Source organism: Mesobacillus sp., assembly GCF_057785455.1.
In genome coordinates, this window is the sequence record NZ_JBYNSB010000034.1 from 61465 (window position 1) to 85988 (window position 24524).

21 protein-coding genes are annotated in these 24524 nt (G+C 41.6%); 14 read left to right on the forward strand and 7 right to left on the reverse strand.

Annotated elements, in window-relative coordinates:
- Positions 1-58: 58 nt before the first annotated feature.
- Positions 59-3085, reverse strand: a complete 3027-nt coding sequence (locus AC3EBE_RS13535) for an efflux RND transporter permease subunit (RefSeq protein WP_488595567.1) — start codon at positions 3083-3085, stop codon at positions 59-61.
- Positions 3086-3678: 593 nt separating this feature from the next.
- Positions 3679-5847 carry an ATP-dependent Clp protease ATP-binding subunit gene (locus tag AC3EBE_RS13540; protein ID WP_488595568.1) on the reverse strand — a complete coding sequence of 723 codons (2169 nt, stop codon included), beginning with the start codon at positions 5845-5847 and terminating at the stop codon, positions 3679-3681.
- 231 nt (positions 5848-6078) lie between these two features.
- Between AC3EBE_RS13540 and AC3EBE_RS13545 the strand changes: the two genes are divergently transcribed.
- Positions 6079-7125, forward strand: a complete 1047-nt coding sequence (locus tag AC3EBE_RS13545; RefSeq protein WP_488595569.1) for a YkvI family membrane protein — start codon at positions 6079-6081, stop codon at positions 7123-7125.
- Between the two features lie 346 nt (positions 7126-7471).
- Here the strand turns inward: AC3EBE_RS13545 and AC3EBE_RS13550 are convergent, their stop codons facing one another.
- Both AC3EBE_RS13550 and AC3EBE_RS13555 read right to left on the reverse strand, forming a co-directional pair.
- Complete coding sequence (locus AC3EBE_RS13550; RefSeq protein ID WP_488595570.1) at positions 7472-8134, reverse strand: hypothetical protein; 663 nt, start codon at positions 8132-8134, stop codon at positions 7472-7474.
- A 157-nt stretch (positions 8135-8291) separates the two neighbouring features.
- Positions 8292-8903: a CPBP family intramembrane glutamic endopeptidase gene (locus AC3EBE_RS13555; RefSeq protein WP_488595571.1), complete on the reverse strand. Its 612-nt coding sequence runs from the start codon at positions 8901-8903 to the stop codon at positions 8292-8294.
- Positions 8904-9033: 130 nt separating this feature from the next.
- Between AC3EBE_RS13555 and AC3EBE_RS13560 the strand changes: the two genes are divergently transcribed.
- The gene (locus AC3EBE_RS13560) at positions 9034-9150 is read left to right on the forward strand and encodes a DUF6254 family protein (RefSeq protein ID WP_488595572.1); all 117 of its coding nucleotides are present in this window, start codon (positions 9034-9036) and stop codon (positions 9148-9150) included.
- A 202-nt stretch (positions 9151-9352) separates the two neighbouring features.
- Here AC3EBE_RS13560 and AC3EBE_RS13565 read toward each other — a convergent pair whose 3' ends face one another.
- Entirely contained in the window at positions 9353-9541 is a 189-nt protein-coding gene (locus AC3EBE_RS13565; RefSeq protein WP_488595573.1) for a YkvS family protein, read from the reverse strand.
- A 323-nt stretch (positions 9542-9864) separates the two neighbouring features.
- Here AC3EBE_RS13565 and AC3EBE_RS13570 point away from each other — a divergent pair, with 323 nt between their 5' ends.
- The 6 genes from AC3EBE_RS13570 to ptsP all read left to right on the forward strand — a co-directional run bounded on the left by AC3EBE_RS13570 (position 9865) and on the right by ptsP (position 16073).
- Positions 9865-10059, forward strand: coding sequence for a hypothetical protein (locus tag AC3EBE_RS13570; protein WP_488595574.1), 195 nt, complete (start codon positions 9865-9867; stop codon positions 10057-10059).
- A gap of 226 nt (positions 10060-10285) precedes the next feature.
- Positions 10286-11230 (forward strand): AAA family ATPase, encoded by a 945-nt coding sequence (locus AC3EBE_RS13575; RefSeq protein ID WP_488595575.1) that lies wholly within the window; start codon positions 10286-10288, stop codon positions 11228-11230.
- A gap of 4 nt (positions 11231-11234) precedes the next feature.
- Positions 11235-12434, forward strand: coding sequence for a DUF58 domain-containing protein (locus AC3EBE_RS13580; protein ID WP_488595576.1), 1200 nt, complete (start codon positions 11235-11237; stop codon positions 12432-12434).
- Positions 12427-13686: a hypothetical protein gene (locus tag AC3EBE_RS13585; RefSeq protein WP_488595577.1), complete on the forward strand. Its 1260-nt coding sequence runs from the start codon at positions 12427-12429 to the stop codon at positions 13684-13686. Before AC3EBE_RS13580 ends, AC3EBE_RS13585 begins: the two co-directional genes overlap by 8 nt.
- 405 nt (positions 13687-14091) lie before the next feature.
- Entirely contained in the window at positions 14092-14358 is a 267-nt protein-coding gene (locus AC3EBE_RS13590; RefSeq protein ID WP_144474695.1) for a phosphocarrier protein HPr, read from the forward strand.
- Positions 14358-16073, forward strand: a complete 1716-nt coding sequence (gene ptsP, locus AC3EBE_RS13595) for a phosphoenolpyruvate--protein phosphotransferase (RefSeq protein WP_488595578.1) — start codon at positions 14358-14360, stop codon at positions 16071-16073. The genes AC3EBE_RS13590 and ptsP overlap by 1 nt, the downstream gene beginning before the upstream one ends.
- A gap of 195 nt (positions 16074-16268) precedes the next feature.
- Here ptsP and AC3EBE_RS13600 read toward each other — a convergent pair whose 3' ends face one another.
- On the reverse strand, positions 16269-16946 hold the full coding sequence (locus tag AC3EBE_RS13600; protein WP_488595579.1) for a GNAT family N-acetyltransferase: 678 nt from the start codon (positions 16944-16946) through the stop codon (positions 16269-16271).
- Between the two features lie 333 nt (positions 16947-17279).
- Between AC3EBE_RS13600 and AC3EBE_RS13605 the strand changes: the two genes are divergently transcribed.
- The 3 genes from AC3EBE_RS13605 to AC3EBE_RS13615 all read left to right on the forward strand — a co-directional run bounded on the left by AC3EBE_RS13605 (position 17280) and on the right by AC3EBE_RS13615 (position 19397).
- The gene (locus AC3EBE_RS13605) at positions 17280-18065 is read left to right on the forward strand and encodes an SDR family oxidoreductase (protein WP_488595580.1); all 786 of its coding nucleotides are present in this window, start codon (positions 17280-17282) and stop codon (positions 18063-18065) included.
- Between the two features lie 203 nt (positions 18066-18268).
- Complete coding sequence (locus AC3EBE_RS13610; protein WP_488595581.1) at positions 18269-19147, forward strand: NAD(P)-dependent oxidoreductase; 879 nt, start codon at positions 18269-18271, stop codon at positions 19145-19147.
- 73 nt (positions 19148-19220) lie between these two features.
- Complete coding sequence (locus AC3EBE_RS13615) at positions 19221-19397, forward strand: hypothetical protein (RefSeq protein ID WP_167831916.1); 177 nt, start codon at positions 19221-19223, stop codon at positions 19395-19397.
- 588 nt (positions 19398-19985) lie between these two features.
- Here the strand turns inward: AC3EBE_RS13615 and AC3EBE_RS13620 are convergent.
- On the reverse strand, positions 19986-21131 hold the full coding sequence (locus AC3EBE_RS13620) for an aminotransferase A (protein ID WP_488595582.1): 1146 nt from the start codon (positions 21129-21131) through the stop codon (positions 19986-19988).
- A gap of 128 nt (positions 21132-21259) precedes the next feature.
- Between AC3EBE_RS13620 and AC3EBE_RS13625 the strand changes: the two genes are divergently transcribed.
- The 3 genes from AC3EBE_RS13625 (at position 21260) to AC3EBE_RS13635 (ending at position 24466) form a co-directional block, all read left to right on the forward strand.
- Positions 21260-21730, forward strand: a complete 471-nt coding sequence (locus AC3EBE_RS13625; protein ID WP_488595583.1) for a DinB family protein — start codon at positions 21260-21262, stop codon at positions 21728-21730.
- A gap of 149 nt (positions 21731-21879) precedes the next feature.
- Positions 21880-23424 carry a M1 family metallopeptidase gene (locus AC3EBE_RS13630; protein ID WP_488595584.1) on the forward strand — a complete coding sequence of 515 codons (1545 nt, stop codon included), beginning with the start codon at positions 21880-21882 and terminating at the stop codon, positions 23422-23424.
- A 136-nt stretch (positions 23425-23560) separates the two neighbouring features.
- A complete protein-coding gene (locus AC3EBE_RS13635; RefSeq protein WP_488595585.1) occupies positions 23561-24466 on the forward strand; it encodes a chemotaxis protein in 906 nt (301 codons plus the stop codon).
- Positions 24467-24524: the final 58 nt, after the last annotated feature.

Below are 24524 nucleotides of genomic sequence, written 5' to 3' on the forward strand. Positions count from 1 at the left end.
GCTTCGCTTTTTTATTGTTTTCTTGGCGAAAGTAAAGACTGTTTCTATTAAAAAAGTATTACATTCCCCGTTCCTTTTTCACCTGCCTGAAGAAAAAGACTTCATACATGACAGGGATCAGGATAAGCGTTAGCAGGGTGGATGAGGTGAGTCCGCCGATAACGGTAACGGCCAGCCCTTTTGAAATCAATGTGCCTGAAGATGTTGTCAGAGCTAACGGTATCAAAGCAGCAATTGTTGCAAAGGCAGTCATCAGAATTGGACGCAGTCTTGTTACACCTGCTGCAACTAAAGCTTCGCGAATTTCCATCCCTTTTTCAATCCGGTTTTGGCCGATCCTGTCAACAAGCACGATGGCATTTGTCGTAACAATCCCTATCAGCATCAGCAATCCGATCATGACACTTACAGACATTGGTTCATTTGCTATCCAAAGACCGAGCAGGGATCCGATTGGAACAAAAATCAGGGATGAGAGGATGATAAATGGTATTCTTGCCTGCCCAAATGTAATCAGCATCGTAAGGTATACAAGGCCGATTGCGACAATCATCGCGATTCCGAGCTGAGTGAATGTCTCAACTGTTTCATCACTGCCGCCTCCACCTTCCAGGGAAACTCCTTGAGGAAGGTCAAGATCATTTTTCACACCGTCAATGACAGCTGTAGATACTGCCCTTATATCATTTGAGGCAATTTGTGCAGAAACCCGGGCAAATATTTTGCCGTCAAGCTTCTGGATGGATGTGAATGCCTCGGCTTCGGTAATTTCGGCGATGTCCGTTATTGGAGTAGGACCTTGCTGGGTAAAAATAATCGTGTTCTTCAAGTCCTCCAATGTTTTCGATTGCTCATCATATGTGATGGCAACCCTTCGATCTTCGTTTCCTAAATTCATCGTCCCGGCATCGACTGGTTTAGTTTTATCAGCAATTGTTCCGAGAATCTGGAATCCGGACAGACCCAGCTGAGCAGTCTTTTCAGGATCGATGTCGACAATTACTTGCTTTTGTTTTTCAGAGAAATTATTGGAGACATACTTTAAGTCTTCCTGCTTTTTCATATATTCTTCTACCTGGGCAGCTGCCTCCTGCAGGGTTTGCAAATCGGTCGAATATAGATCGATGTTCACATTATTATTGGACGGAGGCCCGCCGGTGGACTGTTCCTGGACGCCAATTTTAGCGTCAGGCTCGTATGTGAAGATTAAATCCTCCAATTCTTTTTCAAGTTCTGGTATAAAGGTTGATACGCTGACGCCATCATCAAGACTGATGAAATAATTTGCCTGGTTTTGGCGCTTCAGACCAGTTTGAAAATCACGGCTGCCGATGCCAACAGTCACATCTTTAATTTCTTTTTTGTCTGCGAACATTTCCTCTGCTTTTAAAGAGATTTCATTTGTTCTCTCAAGTGAGGTAGATGATGGAAGCTGGAATGATGCCACCAGCAGCTTTTGCTCTTCGTTAGGTATGAAGGTGAAACCCAGGCCTTTCACAAGGAAGCCTGAGCCTGCCAGCAATACAACCGAAAGAATGATGACAAGTGCCTTATGGTTCAGTGACCATTTGATCGAAGCACCATAGGCACGCTGTATATAACCTTCTTTTTCTTCCTTCGGCACCATTTTGAATGAGAACTTCGCCAGGATCGGCACTATCGTAATGGCCACAATCAGTGAAGCCAGCAAGGAAAAAACGATAGTCAGGGCAAATGGAAGGAAGAACTCACCGGTAATGCCGCCTACAAGCCCAAGAGGCAGGAATACGACCACGGTTGTAATGGTAGAGGACGTAATCGCCTTCAGGATTTCTCTTGTTGAATCCTGGATCAGGTCATCTGTCATGCCTTCCGTTGTCTTTCTGACCCTCCGGAATATATTTTCAATTACAACGATACTGTCGTCGACGACACGGCCGACAGCCACGGCCATCCCGCCAAGAGTCATGATGTTCAACGAAATATCAAGCTGGTTTAAGAAAATGGATGAAATTAATAAAGATAACGGTATGGAAACAATCGCTATGATTGTGGCCCGGAAATTCCTTAGAAAAACCAGGACCGCGATAGAGGCGAATAGTGCCCCGAGCAGCCCCTCTTTGATCAGCGTATTTACTGATTTTTCAATTCCTTCCGCAGAGTCAAAGCCAATTGCATAATCGAGTCGATCACTATAGCTCTCTATTACTTCCAATACCTTATCAGCCACAGCAACAGTATTGGCATCCTGTTTTTTCGTGATGGCCATTGAAAGGGAATCCTTCTCGTTATAGCGGGTGATTTCGGCTTTTTCGGTAATCATTTCAATATCCGCAATTTCACCTAGCTTAACTGGCGGTGCATTGGGCACAAACTTCGGCTTGATCACCAGGTTTTCCAACTCATCAATTTTTTCTATTTTCTCTTGGACCCTGACAGGAATCTGGATTTCATTCTCGTTCAGGTTTCCAGCAGGAAAGCTGAATTTTTTTGAGTCAATGAGTTCCTTAATCTCGTTTAAACTCAGTCCCAGCTCAGCTGCTTTATCCTGGTTAACTGTAATCTGGACGATTTCTTCTTTTTGCCCGCCAACTGAAACACTATTAATACCCTGGATTTTATTTAATTCTGGGATGATTTCTTCATTCACCAGTTTTCCAAGATTATTGTCGTCCTTAGCGAAAAGGGAAATGTTAAAAATCGGGAAGGTGCCAAAAGAGAATCTGTTCACGTTTGTCTGAACGTTTTCCGGCAGGCCTGCCTCTTTTATATAGGTATTTACCTGCTGTTCAGCGTCATCGAGATTCGTATTAAATGGAAACTCAAGGTTGATGATAGCGATGCTTTCAAATGATGAACTTTGAAGCTTCTTGATGCCATCAATCCCTTTGAATTTAGTTTCAAGCTTTTCCGTCACTTGCTCATTAATATCCTGTGGTGATGCACCTGGATATACGACCTCAACTGATAGCTGAGGAAATTCAATATTAGGGAGCAAATCAACCTTTAATCGGGTAAAGGAATATAAGCCGCCAAGAATCAAGAGAAAGGAAATGATAAATACGGCAAAAGCGTTCTTTAAGCTGAACCTAGTCAAAAAACCCATAAATTAACCTCTTTTCTAGAATATTATGCTCTTATTCTATATGCCTTTAATGTACTTTTCATTTTTAAACTGTAAAATTAATAATATTTTTGCAAGGGCAGAGGGAAGAGGGTTATCTATAGGGTTTACAGATGCCCTGGAAGCAATGGGATAGAGTACAGAAGGAAACTTATGAGGGCTGTAGATGCCATCCAAGCGGAAAAAGGAGATGTGGAGGTAACCTATAAAGCTTATAAATGCCCTGGAAGCAGGGGAACATGGTCGATGAGATAATTTATAAGGGCTATTGAAAATACTAAAGCTTTTTTTCACTGGCTCTGTTAATCAAGGCTGTTGATTTTCGTTCCAGGCGCTTTGCTTTCCTCAGGAAAATTATGAAAAAGCCCAATTGCCGGCTTTTTCAAGAGCAAATTTTTCTTGGGGCGTGCGCTGAGCCTCCTTGCTTCGCTTCTGTGGGGTCTCACCTGCCCGCTATATCCCGAAGGAGTCTGCGCGCCTCGAACGAAGAGCAACAAGGTTTAAAAATCTACATTCAGCTTTTACAGAGCTTTTTCATTAGCAAAAGGCCCGGATTAAATTCCGGGCCTTGTTGCTTACTTGCGTTTGATTGTAATACTGTCATTTTCGATTACCGCAGTCAGTTCGTTTGCGTCTGGTTCTTCAAGAATAAAGTCAGCAATTGAATCCTCGAGCTTTTCCTGGATGGCACGGCGGAGCGGGCGGGCACCGAAAGCAGGATGGTAACCGAGTTCAGCCAGCTTTTCTTTGACATCAGTTGTTACGTCAAGGGTAACGTTTTGTTCGCTCAGCGTATTATTCAAGTCTCCTAGCATAAGGTCGACAATTTGAAGCAGGTGATTCTTTTCAAGTGACTTGAATTCAATGATGCTGTCAAAGCGGTTAAGAAATTCAGGCTTGAAATATCCACCCAGTGAATCAAGAATGCTCGATTCAGCCACTGCATCACTTTGGTCAAAGCCTACCTTCATTGTTTTATGGCCGACACCTGCGTTGCTGGTCATGATGATGACAGTATCTTTAAAACTTACTGTTCGGCCCTGACTGTCTGTTAAGCGTCCATCTTCAAGAATTTGGAGGAACATATGCTGAACATCAGGATGTGCCTTTTCGATCTCATCAAGCAGGATGATGCTGTATGGGTTGCGTCGGACCTTTTCCGTCAATTGTCCGGCTTCGTCATGACCCACATATCCTGGCGGTGAACCAATCAATTTTGAAACACTATGTTTCTCCATATATTCACTCATATCCAGCCGGACCATAGAGTCTTTTGTGCTAAATAATTCTTCAGCAAGAGTCTTGGTTAATTCAGTTTTACCGACACCTGTTGGCCCGACGAACAGGAAGGAACCAATTGGGCGATTTTTTGATTTTAAGCCTGCACGGCTGCGGCGGATCGCTTTTGCAACCTTTCCCACCGCATCCTCCTGGCCGATTACTTTGCTATTAAGGTTTGCAGCAAGGTTTCTCATCTTTTCCTGCTCATCTTCCTGAAGCTTGCCCACTGGGATACCAGTCTTCTTCTCAATAATCTCCTGGATATGCTGGACAGTAACTGCCGGACGATCTGTATTCCCGTTTTCATTCAATGCTTTTTCCAGCTTGGCTTCCTCATCACGGAGCTTTGCTGCAGTTTCATAATCTTCCTGGCTGAGTGCCCGCTCCTTTTCTTTTGCGATATCTGCCAGGCGTTTTTGCGCATCATTTATATTTGTATTGTCTGAGAGGAGGTTCAGCTTCGAACCGGCTTCATCCATCAGATCAATTGCTTTGTCTGGAAGGAAACGGTCCTGGATGTAGCGGTGCGATAGCTGAACACATGCCTTGATGGCATCTTCATTGAATGCGACTTCATGGAAGTCCTCATATTTAGGTTGGATTCCTTTTAGAATTTCAATCGCTTCCTCCACTGTCGGCTCAAGGACATGGACAGGCTGGAAGCGCCGTTCAAGCGCTGCGTCTTTTTCAATCTGGCGATATTCCTTCAAAGTTGTAGCTCCTACAACCTGAAGCTCGCCTCGTGCAAGAGCTGGCTTTAGAATATTTCCAGCATCCATTGAACCTTCTGCAGATCCCGCGCCGACGAGCTGATGTATTTCGTCAATGAATAGAATGATATTTTTCCGCGCCTGGAGCTCAGAAATAAGCTGCTTCATTCTTTCTTCGAATTGGCCGCGGATTCCTGTGTTTGAGACCATTGACGCAACATCGAGCAGGTAGACTTCTTTATTTTTAAGCTTAGCAGGGACATCGCCTTCCGCAATTTTTAAGGCCAGGCCTTCAGCGATGGCTGTCTTACCTACACCAGGTTCCCCAATCAGCACTGGATTGTTTTTGTTCCTTCTATTTAAAATTTCAATGACACGTTTTACTTCTTCGTCTCTGCCAATGACAGGATCGATTAAGCCTGTCTTGGCAATATGTGTGAGATTTCTTCCATATTGATCAATAAAGCTGTTTCCTCCACCCGCAGATTTAGTACCTGCAGAATAGGACTGATTTGGAATAGGATTATCCATATTGTCGGAATATGATTGGAACATATCATTGAATGGCGAACCACCAAATGGCGAACCGCCGAAACCAGTGAATCCGGACATCGAGCTGCCAAATGAAGCGCCTAGCTTTTCGCGTTCTTTTTTATAGCAATCCTCGCAGAGCATTAAATGCTTCTGATTACCGTTCAAGTTCACTTTTAATTGAATGTTAGCATTTTTTTCTTGGCAATTTTGGCAAAGCATTTAAATTCCTCCTTCAAAATGAATCGAAAAATTTTTATTTATAGTAATTGATCAAGTATATTGATTTGAGTTTGACTATCTTTGATCAATTTAATTTTATTATACTTTGACCTTTTTTGACTTTCAATATATCTACCCCATGTAATTTTTACCAAAAAAAGAATTCTTTTTATATAGCCCGTCATGGTTTGTCTCATTGCACATATATTGAAAAGGAGGGAGGGGAAGGCCTTGAAGACAAACTGGGGAGCTGCCTTTCAAATCGCGGCTGTTTATGTTGGCACAGTCGTCGGTGCTGGCTTTGCGACCGGGAGGGAGATCGTCGAATTTTTTTCCCGCTTTGGCATATTTGGTTTAGTCGGAATTTTAATGAGCGGCTATATGCTTATTTATATGGGTTCAAAACTTATGAGAATTGCAGCTTCCATTGGAGCAAAATCATATGAAGAGATGAATGAACATCTATTTGGGAAGTTTTTCGGAAGATTGATTAACATTGTCATGTTAATCATGCTTCTTGGCGTGTGCGCTGTTATGCTTTCAGGAGCTGGTGCTGTTTTTGAGGAACAGTTGGGGCTTACTAAGGCACTCGGCATATTTGTTACGATTGCCTTGTCCCTGGCAGTCATGTTTGTTGGGCTGAAGGGAGTGTTTGCTGTCAATACCTTTGTTGTGCCTATGATGATTCTTTTTAGCCTTATCCTGTTTTTTCTGTCGGTTAAATTGCCGGGCTTTATGGATCAAGTGGTTTTCTTGCCATATGCGGACGATGGCTGGAAGTCGGTTGTGGCGCCTTTTTCATACACGGCCTTGAATCTTTCGCTGGCACAGGCAGTCCTTGTCCCGGTTGCTGCAGAGATAAAGGATGATCAAACCGTAAAGTGGGGAGGCATCCTTGGAGGGATTGCTCTCACATTAATTTTATTATCGAGCCATTTGACTTTGATCATGCTTCCGGGCTTCGAGACCTTCGAAATTCCCATGGCTGTCATCATGAAGCAGCTGGCCTCAGGACTTTATTGGATATTTGTACTGATTGTCTATGGGGAAATTTTTACTTCTGTGATTGGAAATATCTTTGGTTTAGAGCGGCAAATCCAGAAATATATCAAGCTTCCAAGTATGGTCGTTGTGTCCATTTTGTTCATTATTTGCTATTTTATCAGCCAAATCCACTACGGAACACTGCTGTCTGTTTTATATCCTGTTTTTGGATATATAAGCTTGATTTTCATAATCCTTTTGTGGATGAAGCCGGTTAACATGAAAAGTGGTTAACTTTTTGAAGGGTCCAAACTGGTTTTATAATATAGCCTTTGTTAAACAAGGCTGTTGATTTTCGTTCCATGCGCTTCGCTTTCCTCTGAAAAATTATGAAAAAGCCCAAATTGCCGGCTTTTTCAAGAGCAAATTATTCTTGGGGCGTGCGGTAAGCCTCCTCGTCGCTTATCTTCTGCGGGGTAAAATGGCCCCTTCTTTTCGGGCCATTTCTACCTTGGTCTCACCTGCCCGCTACATCCCGAAGGAGCCTGCGCGCCTTCCACTACAATCGACTGCGTTTAAAAATCAACATTCAGCTTTAACTGAGCCATAATGTAAAAAAAGAAGGGAAGCCCCTTCTTTTTTATTTGTTTTCTTTTTGAATTGTTTTGCCCATTTCCAGGAATGCATTTTTATGGTCTGCATTGTCTTTCGTGAAAAGAGTCAATTTAATTGGCTGCTTTTCATTTTTTATAAGGTAGGAAGTGACCGATTCAGAACCACTCTTCGTCTCCATTGCCCAGGCATTTTCAAAAAATGGATCTTCGGGAATATCGGCTTCCTTCACATCAGGACCTACAGCAGTTAGCTGTGCTTTTGTGTTTTCTTCCATCATGGCCCAGTCGATGTCTGCAGGCAGCAATTCAATCCTCATGAATACACTATCGTCATTTGTCCAGTACAGGACGTCCTTATTAGGCTCTTCTCCAGTCAGTTCATAATCTGGAAGTACATACATTGAGTAATTCTGGTTATCATTGTATTTCAAAAAGGCGGTATCTTCTTTTTGCTCACCATTGACTTCATAAGAAACATTCTGTTCAAGGATTCGAACAACGCCTTCTCCTTCAGCCTGTTCATTTTGTTCCTGTTCTTTGCTTTGGTCCTTTTCCTTTTCCGTGCTTTCTGGCGCAGTGACCGGTTTTGCGGCAGGTTTTTGGTCAACAGCTTCTTCAGCTGAACCGCAGCCGGCGATGAATAAAGCAGATAAGGTAATTACTGCAAAGGGTTTTAATAGTTTGTTCATTTTTACAATGCCTCCTGTTGTGGTATCTACTCTTTTAGACGCAAAAGATACTGATAAGTTACATACACTATACCCTAAAAAAAGATAACACGGACAAACTGTTTATAACAATAAAAAAAATGACCCTTTTATGCCAGATGCGGCAGGGCCATTTTTCCTATCGAAGCGGAATGAAGACAAATAATAATAAATCGAAAACAATATGGGAGACAATAACCAGTGGGAGACTCCGTTTCCAAGCATATAAAATGCTCCACGCCAATCCCGCGATGACGGCAGCCAGTACTAGAATGAACTCGCCTGAGTATAAATGGACTGTTGCATATATTAGTACAGAAAGTGCAATTGTAATTTTAGTATCGAAATACTTATTAATCCGCTTTTGTATGAAGCCTCTCCAAAAGAATTCTTCACCAGGTGCGATAATCAGGACAAGTACAAGATAATGCCAGAAGAGCTCAGGTGAAAACCGGTTGTACAGACGGGAAATTTGGCTGTAGAAAGGCAGATTTAGCAAGTCAATCAGTGCACTGCCAAGCCAAAAAAGGCCAAACAAGCCTAAGCCTGATGCAACGCCAATTGTCAGGTATGTTAAAGTCGGTGCTTCGTCCTCAATATTTTCATGTATGATTGTATAGCTGATTAACACCAGCATGGATGCTGTGAATATATACCAGAATACGGCCTTATCTTCAAATGTGAAAAATAATAACAGATGTGCGATCAATATCCCTAGAATCAATCGGCGATCCGCCATCCAAGTCTTCATTACAATAAACCCCTTTCCAGAAACCAAAATTTATTGTATCAAAAAATTGCTTAAAGTTGTAAGGAAATGATTTCTTTTAGTTGGGGAATGGTAAGAAGGAGATACAATAATAATTTATGGAGGGATCACCATGTCAGAATCAAAACGCGAAAAGGAACGAAACTGGACAGTCAGAAAGCAGGATCAGCACCCTCATGGGAAAGTAAAGTCATTCAAAGAACTGGCTGGGAAGGAAACAGGGAAATAAACACAATAAAAAGCAGCCTCTGGCTGCTTTTTATTAATGAGAATATTCCTCTTCCAAACTCGAGCCATTCCGTCAAAAGGAGTACTTCTGCAGGAGGGGGGCACCAGGTTTTGCAAGAGCAGGATAAGAAGACAGGCTGGCTGATCCTGAAGGCTTGCTCCTTAAAACAGAAGAAAGCGTTCTTATTCCAATGCTTAGTATATTAATAGGCTGTTTCTTTAATAATTTTATAGTTTTTATGATTGATTACAGTGCGCTGGTCAAGTTCCAGGTCCCGGAAATTGTTCATATATGTTAAATCAACAATAACGGAATTCTCATTTACTTTTTCGACTATGCCTTGCAATCCTTCTTTGAATTCGATTACATTTCCAACTTCTGCTTTCTTCAAATAACCTCGCTCCTTCGCAATAGTTCGAATTACTAACCATTTTGCACTAAAAAAATTCAGTCGTAAAGGAAAATTATCATAAATTTCAAATGTTCACGTAATTTTCATTTTATAATAGTTAGAAAATTCAATTTTTGTCTTTCTATTATATTGCACAATTGAAATTTCTTCCACAAAAAATTACCGATAATATGAGTTGGCCATAGCTTTGCATAATTGTCTGTAAAGCCGCCAGCTTACTGCAACTGAGGAAATTATTGAATTATAAAAAAATGAAGATAAAATAGTTTAAAGAATCATTTAGTATTTAAGGAGGAAACGCAATGGATAAGGAGCAAGCTTCGAGGATGCTTGATAGCTTAAAAAATAAAGAAGTTGAAGAAATTTTCGTAGCAAAACAGGATTTTATGGCATTCAGGGAAGTCATTGTCAAAAGGGAAGATTTTAAACATTTCAGAGGAATTGCCCAGCGTGGAGGAGATGTCATTTATAAATACATGGATGACCCACGCAGTTAATTTAAATCAATATATAGCAGATAGGTTTTTTTGAGGCACCAGAATAGGTGTCTTTTTTTGGATAAAAATGGTTAAAAGTTTTCATTTCCTTACTGGGGTGATAAAATTTTAAAAAGGCTGTTTTGTCAATTGCAGTGTCTGTCAAAGCTTGGCGTCCAAGAAAATAACAATTCAGTTAAGACAGCAATAGAGAAAGATTAAATCAATCGTTACAGGGGGAGCAATCATGGGGTGGGAAGCTAAACTAGATTTGTTAAAAAATGAAATCAGGAAAAACGTTATCGGGCGGGATAAAGAAGTTGAATTGATGGTAATTGCGATGTTAAATAATGGCCATATTCTAATGGAAAGTGTTCCAGGGACCGGAAAGACTTTGCTTGCAAAAACCTTTGCCCGCTCAATCAGCGGCCAGTTCACCAGGATACAATTCACCCCGGATGTTTTGCCAAGCGATATTACAGGGATCCAATTCTTCAATCCGAAGCTTCAGGAATTTGAGCTGAAGCCAGGTCCGATTGTAACAAATATCCTGCTGGCTGACGAAATCAATCGGGCAACACCGCGTACACAGTCCAGTTTGCTAGAGGCAATGGAGGAACATCAGGTAACAATTGATGGCCATACCATCCAATTAAAATCCCCGTTCCTTGTCATTGCAACGCAGAACCCTGTTGAGTCACAGCAGGGGACCTTCCAGCTGCCAGTTGCCCAAATGGATCGCTTCTTTATAAAGCTTTCATTGGGCTATCCGGGAGTAGAGGAAGAAAGTGAAATGTTAAGGAAGCACCGATTTGCTGCTTCAAAAGCGGAGATCATGCCTGTAATAAATGAAAATGATATTAATGAATTAAAAAGAGAGCTAGAGAATGTGACGCTAACTAAGGTAGTCGAGCAATATTTATTATCAATTACCAGGGAAACCAGGAATCACTCCTCAATAGAACTTGGAGTCAGCCCGCGCGGGACACTTGCATTGGTAAAGGCTGCACAGGGCAGGGCTTTTATTAAAGCACGAAGCTATATTATTCCGGAGGATGTAAAGGAGATGGCGCCTTATGTTCTCGGGCATCGAATCTATTTGTCTGCCGAGGCATCATTAACCTCAACACCAGAAAAGGTTGTACAGGAGCTATTGGAAACCATTCCGCTTCCGGTGGAAGCAGAGGTTTAAGCTTATGCAATGGAAAAAAATAATTCTTGAGGATAAGTTTCTCGCCATCCTTGCGTTTATTGGCATCCTGTTGGTACTGGCCAGCTTCTATCTGAATTCCTGGCTGGTTTTCGGATCTGGACTGATGATCGTATTGATAGGGGCAGCAAATTCCTATTATTTAAAACACATCGGAGCAGGTTTGCTTTTTGAAAACAAAAGGGGAAGAAATCGTTTTTTCATTGGAGATCAAGGTGAATGGACATTGTCATTGGCGAATCGTGGCTTGCCAATCATGAAAGCCTATTTAACTGTATATTTTGACCATGCTGTCCTTCCTGCATCTGGTGAATATCATGTCCACCAGTCAAAGGTAGATGTATCCCTGCCAATTTCTCTTGGGAGAAACGAAAAAATCCTGGTTAAGATTCCATTTACTGCCCAGAGAAGGGGACTGTCAAGAATCAGGAAGTTGGAGCTGCATATACCCCATTTCTTCGGTTTCGGAGACACAATCCTCGAATACGAAGAGGTCATCAATATGGAAGCAATTGTCTACCCTAAAACGATAACCGTAAATGGATTAGACAAACATAAATCAGTTAAGCCAGGGACTAGTCCCTCATGGTTTTCTGTTTTTGAGGACAACATGGGACCTATTGGTACAAGGGATTACCTGCCAACTGACAGCTTCAACCGGATAAATTGGAAGGCTAGTGCCAGAAGAATGAATTTGCAGACAAAGGAATTTGAAAGGATCAATGAAGCTGGTGCAGTGATCTTTGTTAACGTAGTGGATGGGTTTTCGGTTACCGATAAGCTTGAGTTCCTGATGAGCAGTGCTGCCGAAATGGCATATTTTTTTCATCGTTCCAATATTCCTTATTCACTATGCTTGAATATAAGGTCTGCAGGGGCTGCTCCCTTTACATATCTTCCTCTTGGTTCTGGAAGGGATCACCTGCAGAAGTTTCTGGAAATCCTGGCGATTGCAGACCATCATTCCCCAACTATTCCATATGACTCCATGATGTTCTTTTATAAAAGACACATTCAGCAAGCGCCAGTCATGATTCATTGCGGAAACAGGCTGGAAAGCTCAGATAAATATTTCCGGGATTTCCAAAGGGACGGAACACTAATTTTGAGCCTTGAGCATCAACAAGAGAGCGCATATTTAGAAAGGATGAAAATGATGACGAAAGAAGGGCTGGCAATTGGATAAACATGTATTGAAGGTTTTCTACAAAGTATATATCGAATGGACCTTCGCCGCCCTGATTATATTGATGCTTCATTTATTGTCATCACAGGAAATGCCCTTATATGCAGCGATGGGGATGTCAGCACTATCCATCTATACATTTGCATACTTTTTACAGAAAAAAGGCCAGATGGCCAAACCTCTTTTCTTCTTATCTGTATTGCCGCTGCTTGTTCTTGCGTCATATATAGCGGGGCTTCAATTTTTTTATACGGCCATCATCGCGCTGATCATTTTTTGGAGGACAATGGTCTATCACGAGGATACTACGAGTAACTCAGAAACAGTCTGGCTTGTTTTGACATTTCTCACTGGTTTATTACTGACACCTCTTGCGCATTATTATGGCGGACAGTATCTTATGCAGATTTCATTTTTGTTGATCTTTCAGCTCCTATTTATCATTGGAGGACAATTTTTTATCAAATGGATTGACATTGAGCAGATTACAAAGAAGAGATTTGCTGCTGATTTTTCAAAGCTGCTTGGTGCAGGAATCTTGATTGTAAGTGTCATCACCTTTGGAAGAAATATCATCAAGGAAATTTTCTTTTTCATCCTGCAGGGGATTGGTTGGATTTTCTCATTGCTTCTATATCCTGTATTTACTTTAGTTGAGGAACCACTTGATATCGGCAGATCAAATGAACTGCTAAGCAAGCTGAAGCAGCAACAAGAAGATGAACCATTATTCACCAATTCTTCTTCCGGGATTGATGCAGAATTCTGGGGTCCGATTGTTTTTGCTTTACTTGGTGCTGCGGTTTTCTGGTATCTTTATAAAAAAAACAATTTATTTAACAAAGAAGAAGGAACTCAAATTGCACCAGGAGGCTTAATAATATCCAGCTCTATTAGCGACAGCGCATACAGTAATAGACTTTTTAATAAGAATGCAAGTATGCCCGTAAATCAGATAAGGAAAGAAATCTACCAGCTTGAAAAATTTGCCCGCAAAAAAGACCTTGGGAGGCTGAGGCATGAGGGTATCCATGAGTGGCTGACAAGGGTTGGGGTGCAATTTGATGCAGGAGTGGTAAAAAACTATCAGGATGTACGATATGGGAACATAGAAGAAAACAAAAATATAAACTGGTTCAAAGAAGAAATCCGCAATATTAAAATACAGCTGAACGCGATTTATAAAGAAAAAAAGGAAGAAAATAGGGCTGGTATTTCAGGCAGCATAAAAAGCATATTGAAGAAAAAATAGTTTGTCTTTATCTCCTGGGAAGCCAGGAACAATGATTTGTCACGAATTTGTTAAAATGAAAACGTTTTACCAAAAAAATATGCTGAAACCCTGAAAAAAACAGGGTTTTTTCGTTGTCTAACTGGTATCAAAATGCTATTCTTTTGTGTGGGATGCCAGTCGTTAGTAAAAAAGATGGAGAGTGCGCCGCTTTTGGGCCAGGTCAGCTGGCTGCAAGCCAATTCCTGCTTTTACGTGGAAACGATTGGAAATAATATATGGTGTGAAAGAAGATAACAAATGGGTAAACTACAATTATCTTTTTAGCAGGCCAGATATTTTGACCTTCGCTGAACGGATCCATTTGGTAAGGAAGGCATCATGTATGGTCATCTTAATCATTTATTTAAAGGAGATTGATCCAATATGGTACAAAAACAATTCAAAGTTGTTGCTGAAACAGGAATTCATGCTCGTCCGGCTACTATGTTAGTTCAGGCTGCAAGCAAATTCGATTCAGAAATCCACTTAGAATATAAAGAAAAAAAGGTTAACCTTAAGTCTATCATGGGTGTAATGTCTTTAGGTATCGGCCAGGGAGCTGATATTGCTATCATCGCAGAAGGAAGCGACGAGCAGGATGCTCTTAACACACTTGAAGAAACGCTAAAAAGAGAAGGTTTAGCTGAATAATGGGCTTTCTCCAGGGAATTGCCGCTTCAAACGGCATTGCAATAGCAAAAGCTTATAAGTTGGTAGAACCGGATTTTTCTTTTGAAAAAAAGACGATTGATGCTCCTGCAGATGAAGTGGCACGTTTTCAGCGTGCCCTTTCGACTGCCAAAGCTGAACTCGAACAAATCCGTCACCATGCAGGCACAGAACTAGGTGCAGATAAAGCTGCTATTTTTGATGCTCATCTTCTAGTCCTTAGCGATCCAGAACTGATTTCACCCATCGAAGACAAAATCAATACTGAAAATGTGAACGCAGAACACGCATTGAAAGAAACTGCTGATATGTTTATCGGCATGTTTGAATCAATGGATAATGAATATATGAAAGAACGTGCAGCAGATATCCGTGATGTTACGAAGCGTGTATTATCACATTTGTTAGGAATACAGATTCCAAACCCAAGCATGATTGCTGAAGAAGTAGTCATTGTTGCGGAAGATCTGACACCTTCGGATACTGCACAATTAAACCGTCAATTTGTAAAAGGCTTTACTACAAATATTGGCGGCCGTACTTCCCACTCAGCTATCATGGCCCGTTCCATGGAGATTCCTGCTGTAGTTGGTACGAAAACAGCAATTGAAGAAATCAACAATGGAGATCTCGTTGTTGTTGATGGCTTGAAGGGTGAGGTCCATTTCAATCCTACACCTGAAGTGCTGGAGGCCTACAAGAAGATCCAGGAAGACTTTGAAAAACAAAAAGCAGAATGGGCTAAGCTTGTAAATGAAAAGACAGTGACGGCAGATGACCACCATGTTGAACTTGCTGCCAATATTGGAACACCTAAGGATTTGAAGGGTGTTGTCGAAAACGGCGGCGAAGCTGTAGGGCTTTACCGTACCGAATTCCTTTATATGGACAGGGACCAGCTTCCTACCGAAGAGGAGCAATATACAGCTTACAAGGCAGTTCTTGAAGGCATGGAAGGCAAGCCAGTCGTTGTCCGCACATTGGACATTGGCGGCGACAAAGAACTTCCTTATTTGAATCTTCCAAAAGAAATGAACCCTTTCCTTGGTTTCAGGGCGATCAGACTTTGCCTTGAAGAACGGGATATCTTCAGGACTCAGCTTCGTGCACTTTTACGTGCGAGCGTCCATGGCAACCTTAAAATTATGTTCCCGATGATTGCGACTTTGAATGAATTCAGGGAAGCAAAAGCAATGCTTGAAGAAGAAAAAGCAAAATTGGCAGGTGAAGGTATCCAGGTTGCCGACCATATCGAGCTTGGCATCATGGTAGAAATTCCGTCAACAGCAGTCCTTGCTGACCAATTTGCTAAGGAAGTTGATTTCTTCAGCATCGGAACAAATGACCTGATTCAATACACAATGGCTGCCGACAGGATGAACCAGCAGGTTTCTTATCTGTATCAGCCTTATAACCCATCAATCCTTCGACTTGTGAAGATGGTCATCGATGCTGCCCATAAAGAAGGCAAATGGGCTGGTATGTGCGGAGAAATGGCCGGCGATGAGACTGCAATTCCAATCCTGCTTGGTTTAGGTCTGGACGAGTTCTCCATGAGTGCTTCTTCAATTCTGAAAGCACGCTCCCTGATCAGACAGCTGAACAAATCTGATATGGAGAAACTTGCATCCGAGGTTCTTAATATGAGCACAACGGAAGAAGTAGTTCAAGCAGTAAACAAAGCAGTTTCTTTGTAACATAATTGTAATATAAAAAATGTTTTAACCTATATATGGCGGGTATATATGAGTAAGCACTTTGGTTAGACTGAAAGTAAGCTAATCATTCTCATTTTCCCCCAGATTTGGCCGGCTGTTAATCAGCCGGCATTTTTTTTGCATTAATAAAGTTTATCTGCAAAAAAAATCCTCCATTATGTTTGGAGGATTTTTTTATTGATTATTTTTCTGCTTAAACGGATTTTTCCATTCCATCAGCATTCCATAATTCAGCGATTCTTCGTCTTCGAGGTAATTAGCTACTGGTTTGACAGGTGTTCTGCCGCAGCGCATTAAAAACGTGATAACAGGATCCTTTAAGTCCCCATTCATGATTTTCTCTGCATATGCGTCAATGGACATTTGATGGGCATGACGATGATAACCTGGCATCCTGCCTCCGCCTAGCAGGCGATCCAGCTTTAAATGGACGACCGTTTCATACATTGACTGCAGAAGCCATTTTCCCAACCCCAGTTTTCTGTATGCTGGACTGATGCATATATCAACTATGTATAGAGTGTTTCCTCCAGGATCGTGGTTTTGGATAAACCCATTATCAGTGATTTCGGCCCATGAATGTTCCTGCTCATCATTGTTTAGATTGACAATCAGCCCGGTGATCGACCCGGCAATTCTGCCGTTGACCTCAACACAGAGGGCTCCTTCCGGGAAAAGGGTGATGTGGTTTCTGAGCTGTTCATGATTCCAAAGAAGCTCCTCTGGGAAAGGAGGGGGAAAAGCTTCTCTCTGTACCCTGATTAGTTCCTCAAAGTCTGTTTCATTGTAATTCCTTATCACTGCCTTGACTGGATGTGATTGATCGAAGACATACAGTTCTTTTAAAAACATCGTACCACCTCTTTTTTTCACTATAGCTCTGTTAAACTAGGCTGTTGATTTTCGTTCCCGGCGCTTCGCTTTCCTCGGGGCGTGCGCTGAGCCTCCTCGTCGCTTTGCTCCTGCGGGGTCTCATCTGCCCGCTTCATCCCGAAGGAGTCTGCGCGCCTTCCACTACAATCAACAGCGTTTAAAAATCAACATTCGGCATTAACAGAGCCTTCACTATAAATAGAGTTTATGAAAAACATCTTCTTTTTACAAATAACAGTCATTCAGAATTTTTTACATGAAAAAAACTCATGGTTTTTATATAATGGACGCAATAATGAGGGGGGATTACCTATGGAACTTAATCTGGTCGGTAAAACGGCTGTCATTGCTGCTTCAAGCCAGGGGCTGGGAAGAGCAATAGCTGAAGGTCTGTTGCGGGAAGGGGCAAATGTAGTTATTTCTGGCAGAGATGAGGAGAAATTAAGAGCTGTTACTGCAGAATTAAAAGAGGTCGGCACTGGAAAGATTATTCATCATCAAACTGATATCACCAATCCCGAGGATATAAAGAAGTTGGTCCAAGCGGCTGCCGACCGCTTCGGAGGTATTGATATCCTTGTAAACAATGCCGGGGGTCCGCCTGCTGGTTCTTTTGAAGAGCTTACAGACGAACAGTGGCAATCAGCATTCGAATTGAATTTGCTTTCATATATCAGGCTGATTCGTGAATCTCTGCCTTTTTTAAAAAAGCAGGGGGGCAGGATTATTAACATCGCATCATCTTCCATTAAGGAGCCAATACCAGGGCTGCTGCTATCCAATACTTTCAGGACAGGAATAGTCGGTCTAACGAAAACCCTAGCTCAGGAGCTCGCTCCTTATGGCATCCTGATCAATACGGTGGCACCTGGCAGAATAGCAACCGACAGGGTCAAGCATCTTGATGACGTGAATGCAGAGAAGCTTAATATTTCACGTGAGGAAGTGGAGGAAAGAGTGAAGGGCTCTATCCCATTAGGACGGTACGGCAAACCTGAGGAGTTTGCGAAGGTTGTTGTTTTCCTTTCGTCCGATGCGAATTCATATATGACAGGCAGTTCATTCCTCGTTGATGGCGGAATGGTTAAATCAATTTAAATAATAGGTTTCAATTTTGGTTAGAAAGGGTATATAAAAACTGCGCATAAAATTGCAGATCGTCCTGGAAGGCCTGAAGAGCATCTCTTCGGGCCTTTTTGCATGGTTTTCTTTGACGCTTCTTAGGGCGAGAGATGTTCCATGCAACAAATACCTCACTGATGGTAAAATGGAAATAATCTCTTATGAAAGAAGGAATACATATGTTATCGAAGGAAGATACAGTGGTTGGCTTCATTGGTACAGGGGTGATGGGGAAAAGCATGGCTGGGCATTTGCTGAATGCTGGCTATCAGGTAGCTGTGTATACCAGGACAAAGGCAAAGGCTGACGAGCTGATTGAAAAAGGGGCAGTATGGGCCGAATCACCTGTTGAGATCGCAAAGAAAGCTGATGTGATTTTTACAATTGTCGGCTATCCTGCCGATGTTGAAGAGATTTACCTGGGCGAAGATGGTTTGATTGCGAATGGCAAACCTGGTTCTTACCTGATTGATATGACTACATCAACACCTTCACTTGCAAAAAAAATCTATGAAAAGGCGAAAGAAAAAAATATCCATGCCCTTGACGCCCCGGTATCTGGCGGAGATGTGGGAGCACGAGAAGCCCGCTTGGCGATCATGACTGGCGGGGAGCAGCAGGCCTTCCTGGAGATCGAGCCGCTATTGAATATCCTCGGGACCAATATTGTCTATCAGGGTGAAGCAGGTGCAGGGCAGCATACGAAAATGTGCAATCAGATCGCGATTGCCTCAAACATGATTGGGGTTTGTGAGGCAATTATCTATGCTGAAAAAGCAGGCCTGGATCCGGAGACAGTTCTAAAAAGTATTGCCACGGGTGCTGCAGGAAGCTGGTCACTTTCTAATCTGGCACCAAGGATGATTGATGGCAACTTTGAACCTGGCTTTTACATTAAGCATTTTATCAAGGATATGAAGATTGCTTTGGATGAAGCTAAGCGGATGGACATGGAGGTTCCCGGTCTTTCATTAGCTTTGTCACTTTATGAACAGCTGGCTGAAAAAGGCGAAGAAAACAGCGGAACACAGGCCCTTTATAAGTATTGGAAACAATAAGAAGCACTTTTAAATTTTTCAAGTCATAGCATCCCTTTTCGGTATAATACTAAAACTAAAGGAGGGGATAGCTATGGCTAAAAGAACAAAGAAAAATGACCCGCAGCAAAAAAACAAAAAAGGCTTTGATTCGGCGGTAATCGACTCAGAATTCTCACATGAGATCGGCAGCGCCGCAACAAACAAAATCCATAAGGATAAAGCCAAAAAGGAAAAAGCTCCGAAAAACAATGGAAAATATAAAGGTTAAATGGGAAAAGCCGTTCCATTTGGGAACGGCTTTATTTATATGGAGTCTAATAGAGCTCATTAAGACCAATCTGAATATGATTTTTATTTGTGGAAGCTAATTAAGACCACCTAGATAGGATTTTTTCTTGTGAAAGGCTCTAATGAATCTTATTAGGACCATCCAGAAACGATTTTTACTTGTGGATGACTCTAATGAAGCCTATTAAGACCACCTAAATACGATTTTTACTTGTGAAAGGCTCTAATGGATCCGATTAGGACCATCCAGGTACGATTTTTACTTGTGGAAGGCTCTAATGAAGCCTATTAACACCACCTAGATAGAATTTTTTCTTGTAGAGGGCTCTAATGAGGCCTATTAAGACCATCAAGACTCGTTTTTTTCTTGTGAATGGTTCTAATGAAGCTGATTAAGACCATCCAGAAACGATTTTTTCGTGAGGATGGCTCTAATGAAGCCTATTAGGACCACCCAAATACATTTTTTTCACTCGGATGGCTCTAAAGAACTCCTTATTAGGATATCTAAATAATCTTCTAAAGTCTGCATTGGTGATCTCACGCTGCAGTCCACTTCGGAGTCTGCCTACGCGTTTAAAAACTTCTCCAGGCGGTCCAGCCCTTCCTTCAGCGTATCCATGGAATAAGCATAGGAAAGCCTGAAATAACCCTCGCCTAGCTCTGAAAATGCACTTCCAGGAACGACTGCCAATTTGGCTTTGTCTACAAGCTCCATACAAAAATCAAAGGAGGAAATGTTTTCGCGAGGTATTTTAACAAAAAAGTAAAATGCGCCTTCAGGCTTGATGACATCTAAATTCATTGAGACAAGCCTGTCATAAACATAGTCCCGGCGGGCTGCATATTCGCGCTTCATCTGTTCTGCATCATCAATCCCAACCGTCAGTGCTTCGAGTGCAGCCATTTGGGATACGGAGGTCGCACAGGTGACATTGTATTGGTGCACCTTCAATATATGTTTTGCCACATATTCCGGAGCAAATAGCATGCCAATTCTCCAGCCAGTCATGGAGTGTGATTTGGACAGGCCATTGATCACAATTGTTTTATCCTTGATGAATTGTGCAATAGATACATGCTTTTGTTCATAAACAAGTTCACTGTAGATTTCATCAGCCAGAATAAAAATTTCTTTATCAGCAACAAGCTCGGCAATTTCTTTTAGTTCTGCCTCGTTAAGGCTTACCCCAGTAGGATTAGATGGATATGGCAATACGATGCATCTTGTTTTTTCCGTAATCAGGCTTTTTATTAAATCAGCTGTCATTCGAAATTGGCTGTTCCTGATATCGGCGTAAACAGGAATGGCACCACAAAGCTTGATGATTGGTTCATAGCCAACATATACCGGGGCAGGGAGGATGACCTCGCAGCCTTCCTCCAGGATTGTCCTGAATGTTATATCAATAGCTTCGCTGGCACCAGCTGTAATGATTGTTTCATAACCTGCGGAATATTCAACATTATATTTCTCATGGTAAAAATTCGCTGCAGCTTCCCTCAGCTGAAGCAAACCTGCATTATGGGTGTATGTAGTGAAATTATCGTCAATCGCTTTTTTGCCTGCTTCTTTAACATGGTCTGGTGTTGGGAAGTCAGGCTGGCCGATTGTTAACTGAATCATATCTTTTACATCAGCAACCATGTTGAAAAACTTCCGGATGCCAGAAATTTCGATTTGTTTTACCCTGTTATTGATTAAATGTTCCACGTTTTTCATCCCTCCGATTGAATAACCCTATTTTAACATGTTAAAGCAACAAGGTGTACAGAGGATAAGAAGGTTATTAAGAAGCTGTGTAGAATAATTTAAAGGATAAATAGAAGGGGGAGAAAACAATGGAATTAGAACAAATGAAACAGCATTATAAAGATTTTGATCAATGGGCAGCATCGTTAAATGAAGTGTCCGAGAGCGAATGGCAGAAACCGCTTGGCGAAGGTAAATGGTCTGTCGCAGCGGTCGTTGCCCATCTGCTTTTATGGGATCAATATTCCCTTAAAGAAAGGTTCCCTTACTTCACCGAAGGCGCAGAGCTGCCATCCTATCCAGATTTTCAGCAGGTCAATGACCGTGCAAAGGAATACGCCGAAGCAGTTTCAAAAGCCCAAATCCTGGGGGAGCTTCATGAAACGCGTAAATCCTATCATCATATGCTCGAGGATATGGACAATGACAAGCTTGCTGTTTCCTTTAAAATTTCTGCACATGATTTAACTTATGGGGAATATATTGTGGATTTCATTCAGCATGACCTGCATCACCAAAAACAAGTTGACGAAGCACTTGGCAGAACACTAGTAAAATAAGAAAAGGCAAACCGATCATCGGTTTGCCTTTTTAAATGCATAAGAACTTTACTGTAACAGGAATATTTTGGGCGAAAACAGAATTAATAAGAGATATAAAAACAGGGGAGGCTCCCGCCTTACACTTGTTAACAAAAGGGGGATAAAAAATGAACAAGGCCATTTTCAGTTTTTTACTGCTGCTCTCGCTTATCTTTCTCTCTGCATGCAATAGCACTTATGAAGCTGTAAAAAAAGAAGATAGAAAGCAGGATACGCCAAAACAAGAACAAGAAATGAAAGAATCCAATGAGGAAGAAAATAATGAAGCAGAGGCAATACCTTCTTATCCTAAAGAGACCAAAAGAGCACTTCCAGATTCATCAGATCTTATAGACTTTGCCAGCTTCAAACCAGATCCAATTATTAACGAAAATAAAGCTATCTACAATTTAGATGTGAAAATGGATGCTACAGGGAATTTTACAGTGACAACGGATATTTCAGTTGAAAATAATTCGAAAGATACCTGGAATGAAATTATATTCTATTTTATTCCGAATGCTTTCATTGAAAAAAATAAGCCCGAAATCTTAGAAAATGCCGCGACAGTTTCTATCGATTCCTTGTCGCTGGATCAAGAAGAAGTGGATTTTAAATTAAATCATGATACTTTATATCTTCCAGTAAAAAAGGGTTTTATGCCTGGTGAAAAAAAGGTCGTAAAGGTGAAATATTCATTCACGCTTCCTGAACAGGGTCTTCGATTCTCGAAAAATAATAATAGCTATTATTTAGCAGAGTGGTATCCAATGCTGGCTACTTATCATTCAGGGTGGCGGAAGGAAGACTACCTGCCAGGAGGGGAATCGTATTTTACAGACTTTAGTGATTTTACAGTGAAATACAATTTGCCGGAAGATTATTTGGTAATGAGTACTGCAGATGATGATCCCGATCTCCCTGCTAGGACAGGGGAACTCCATGCTCAAAATGTGAAGGAATTTTATTTGGCTTTTACAAAGGATATGCAGCTTTTGAAGAAAACAGCAGGTAATATCGAGGTGAGGGTAGCGGGTGTTGCTGCAGAGGAAAACCTGCAAAAGCTTTTGGATGCTTCAGTAAAGGCAACTGAGTTTTTTTCGGAGAAATTATCCCCGTACCCGCACAAGCAAATTGATATTATCGCCGATGAAGGTGGTATGGAATATCCAGGAATAGTTACTGTTGGCACAGTTGAAGATGATTTTCGCAACAAGGGAAGAATCTATACTTATTTTGCGGTTATTCATGAAATAGCACATCAATGGTTCTACGGGATTGTCAATAGTGATCCATATTATGATACTTATCTTGACGAAGGATTAACGAATTTTTCCACTTACTTGTATTTAATAGCCCATGATAAGCAAACGCCCGAAGAAGCATTCAGTGAATCTGACAAGATTATAAGCAGAACAAAAGTTCCTCCTTTGGCTCGTCTTCCTTTACATGAATATGCCAATAGAGGGTTCGTGGGGTCTAATTATGAACTCCCTTCTTTAAAACTTTGGGAGCTGATGAAAGATGAAAAAACATCCTTTGCTTATTTGAATAAGTATGTTGAGCTATACTCCTATAAAGAGGTAGACAGCTATGAATGGATCCGGTTTACAAAAGCATATTTTAATATGAAGGACGATGCATTCTTCCGTGACTGGATCGCATATGACTAAATTGGCGGGGCCCTTGTTCAAGGGTCCTTTTTGTTGGGCAGCTGAGTGATATAGCTAAACAGTTCCATTTTGGCAGCCGATAATAGAAATGATGAAATGTTCCTAAATAGCTATTTTACCCGGAAGGACGAGACAGATGAAAGATAATAACAATATATTACTTGAAGCTGGTACAAATGAGCTTGAAATAGTTGAATTCAGCATAGGTGAAAATAGATTCGCAATCAACGTGATGAAGGTAAAAGAAATCCTGAATCCAGTACCCGTGGTTGCAATTCCCCATGCTCATCCATTTGTGAGAGGAATCATGGAGCTGCGGGGAGAAGTCCTGCCTGTTATTGATGTAGCAAAGGCATTGGGGCTGCCGGCATCAGAGCAGTCTCAGCTCGATAAGTTCATTGTTGCAGAGTTCAATCAGCAGAAGACCGTTTTCCATGTTCATGCCGTCTCACAAATTCATCGGATTTCCTGGAGCCAGATTGAAAAGCCTTCGGAAATGTATCAAGGTATTGAGAGCCAGGTCATTGGTGTCATCAAGCTGCAGGGACAAATGGTGCTGTTCCTCGACTTTGAGAAGATGCTGTATGAAATCAATCCTGATTCGGGAATCAAAATGAGCGATGTAAAGAAATTGGGACCAAGAGAAAGGTCTGCAAAAAAAATTGTCATAGCAGAGGACTCCGTCATGCTTAGAAAGATGCTCCATGACATACTTCAGGAAGCAGGGTTCCAGAATATGGAGTTTTTCGAGAATGGAAAGGATGCGATGGCCTACCTAGAGCATCTGGGAGATACTAGTGGGAATATCGAGGAGGCCGTACAATTAATCATCACAGACATTGAAATGCCGCAAATGGATGGGCATCACCTGACTAAAAGGATAAAGGAACATTCGACTTTGTCAAAGCTTCCGGTGATCATATTCTCATCTTTAATAACAAATGAGCTTCGCCACAAGGGCAATATGGTTGGGGCAGATGCACAAATCAGCAAGCCGGATATCGGCCAGCTCGTTCTTAAGATTGATGAGCTGATTTTGTAAAAAGAATCTATGAAACAGGGGGCAATTCCCCCGGGGCTCACCTGTCCATCTGCGCCCG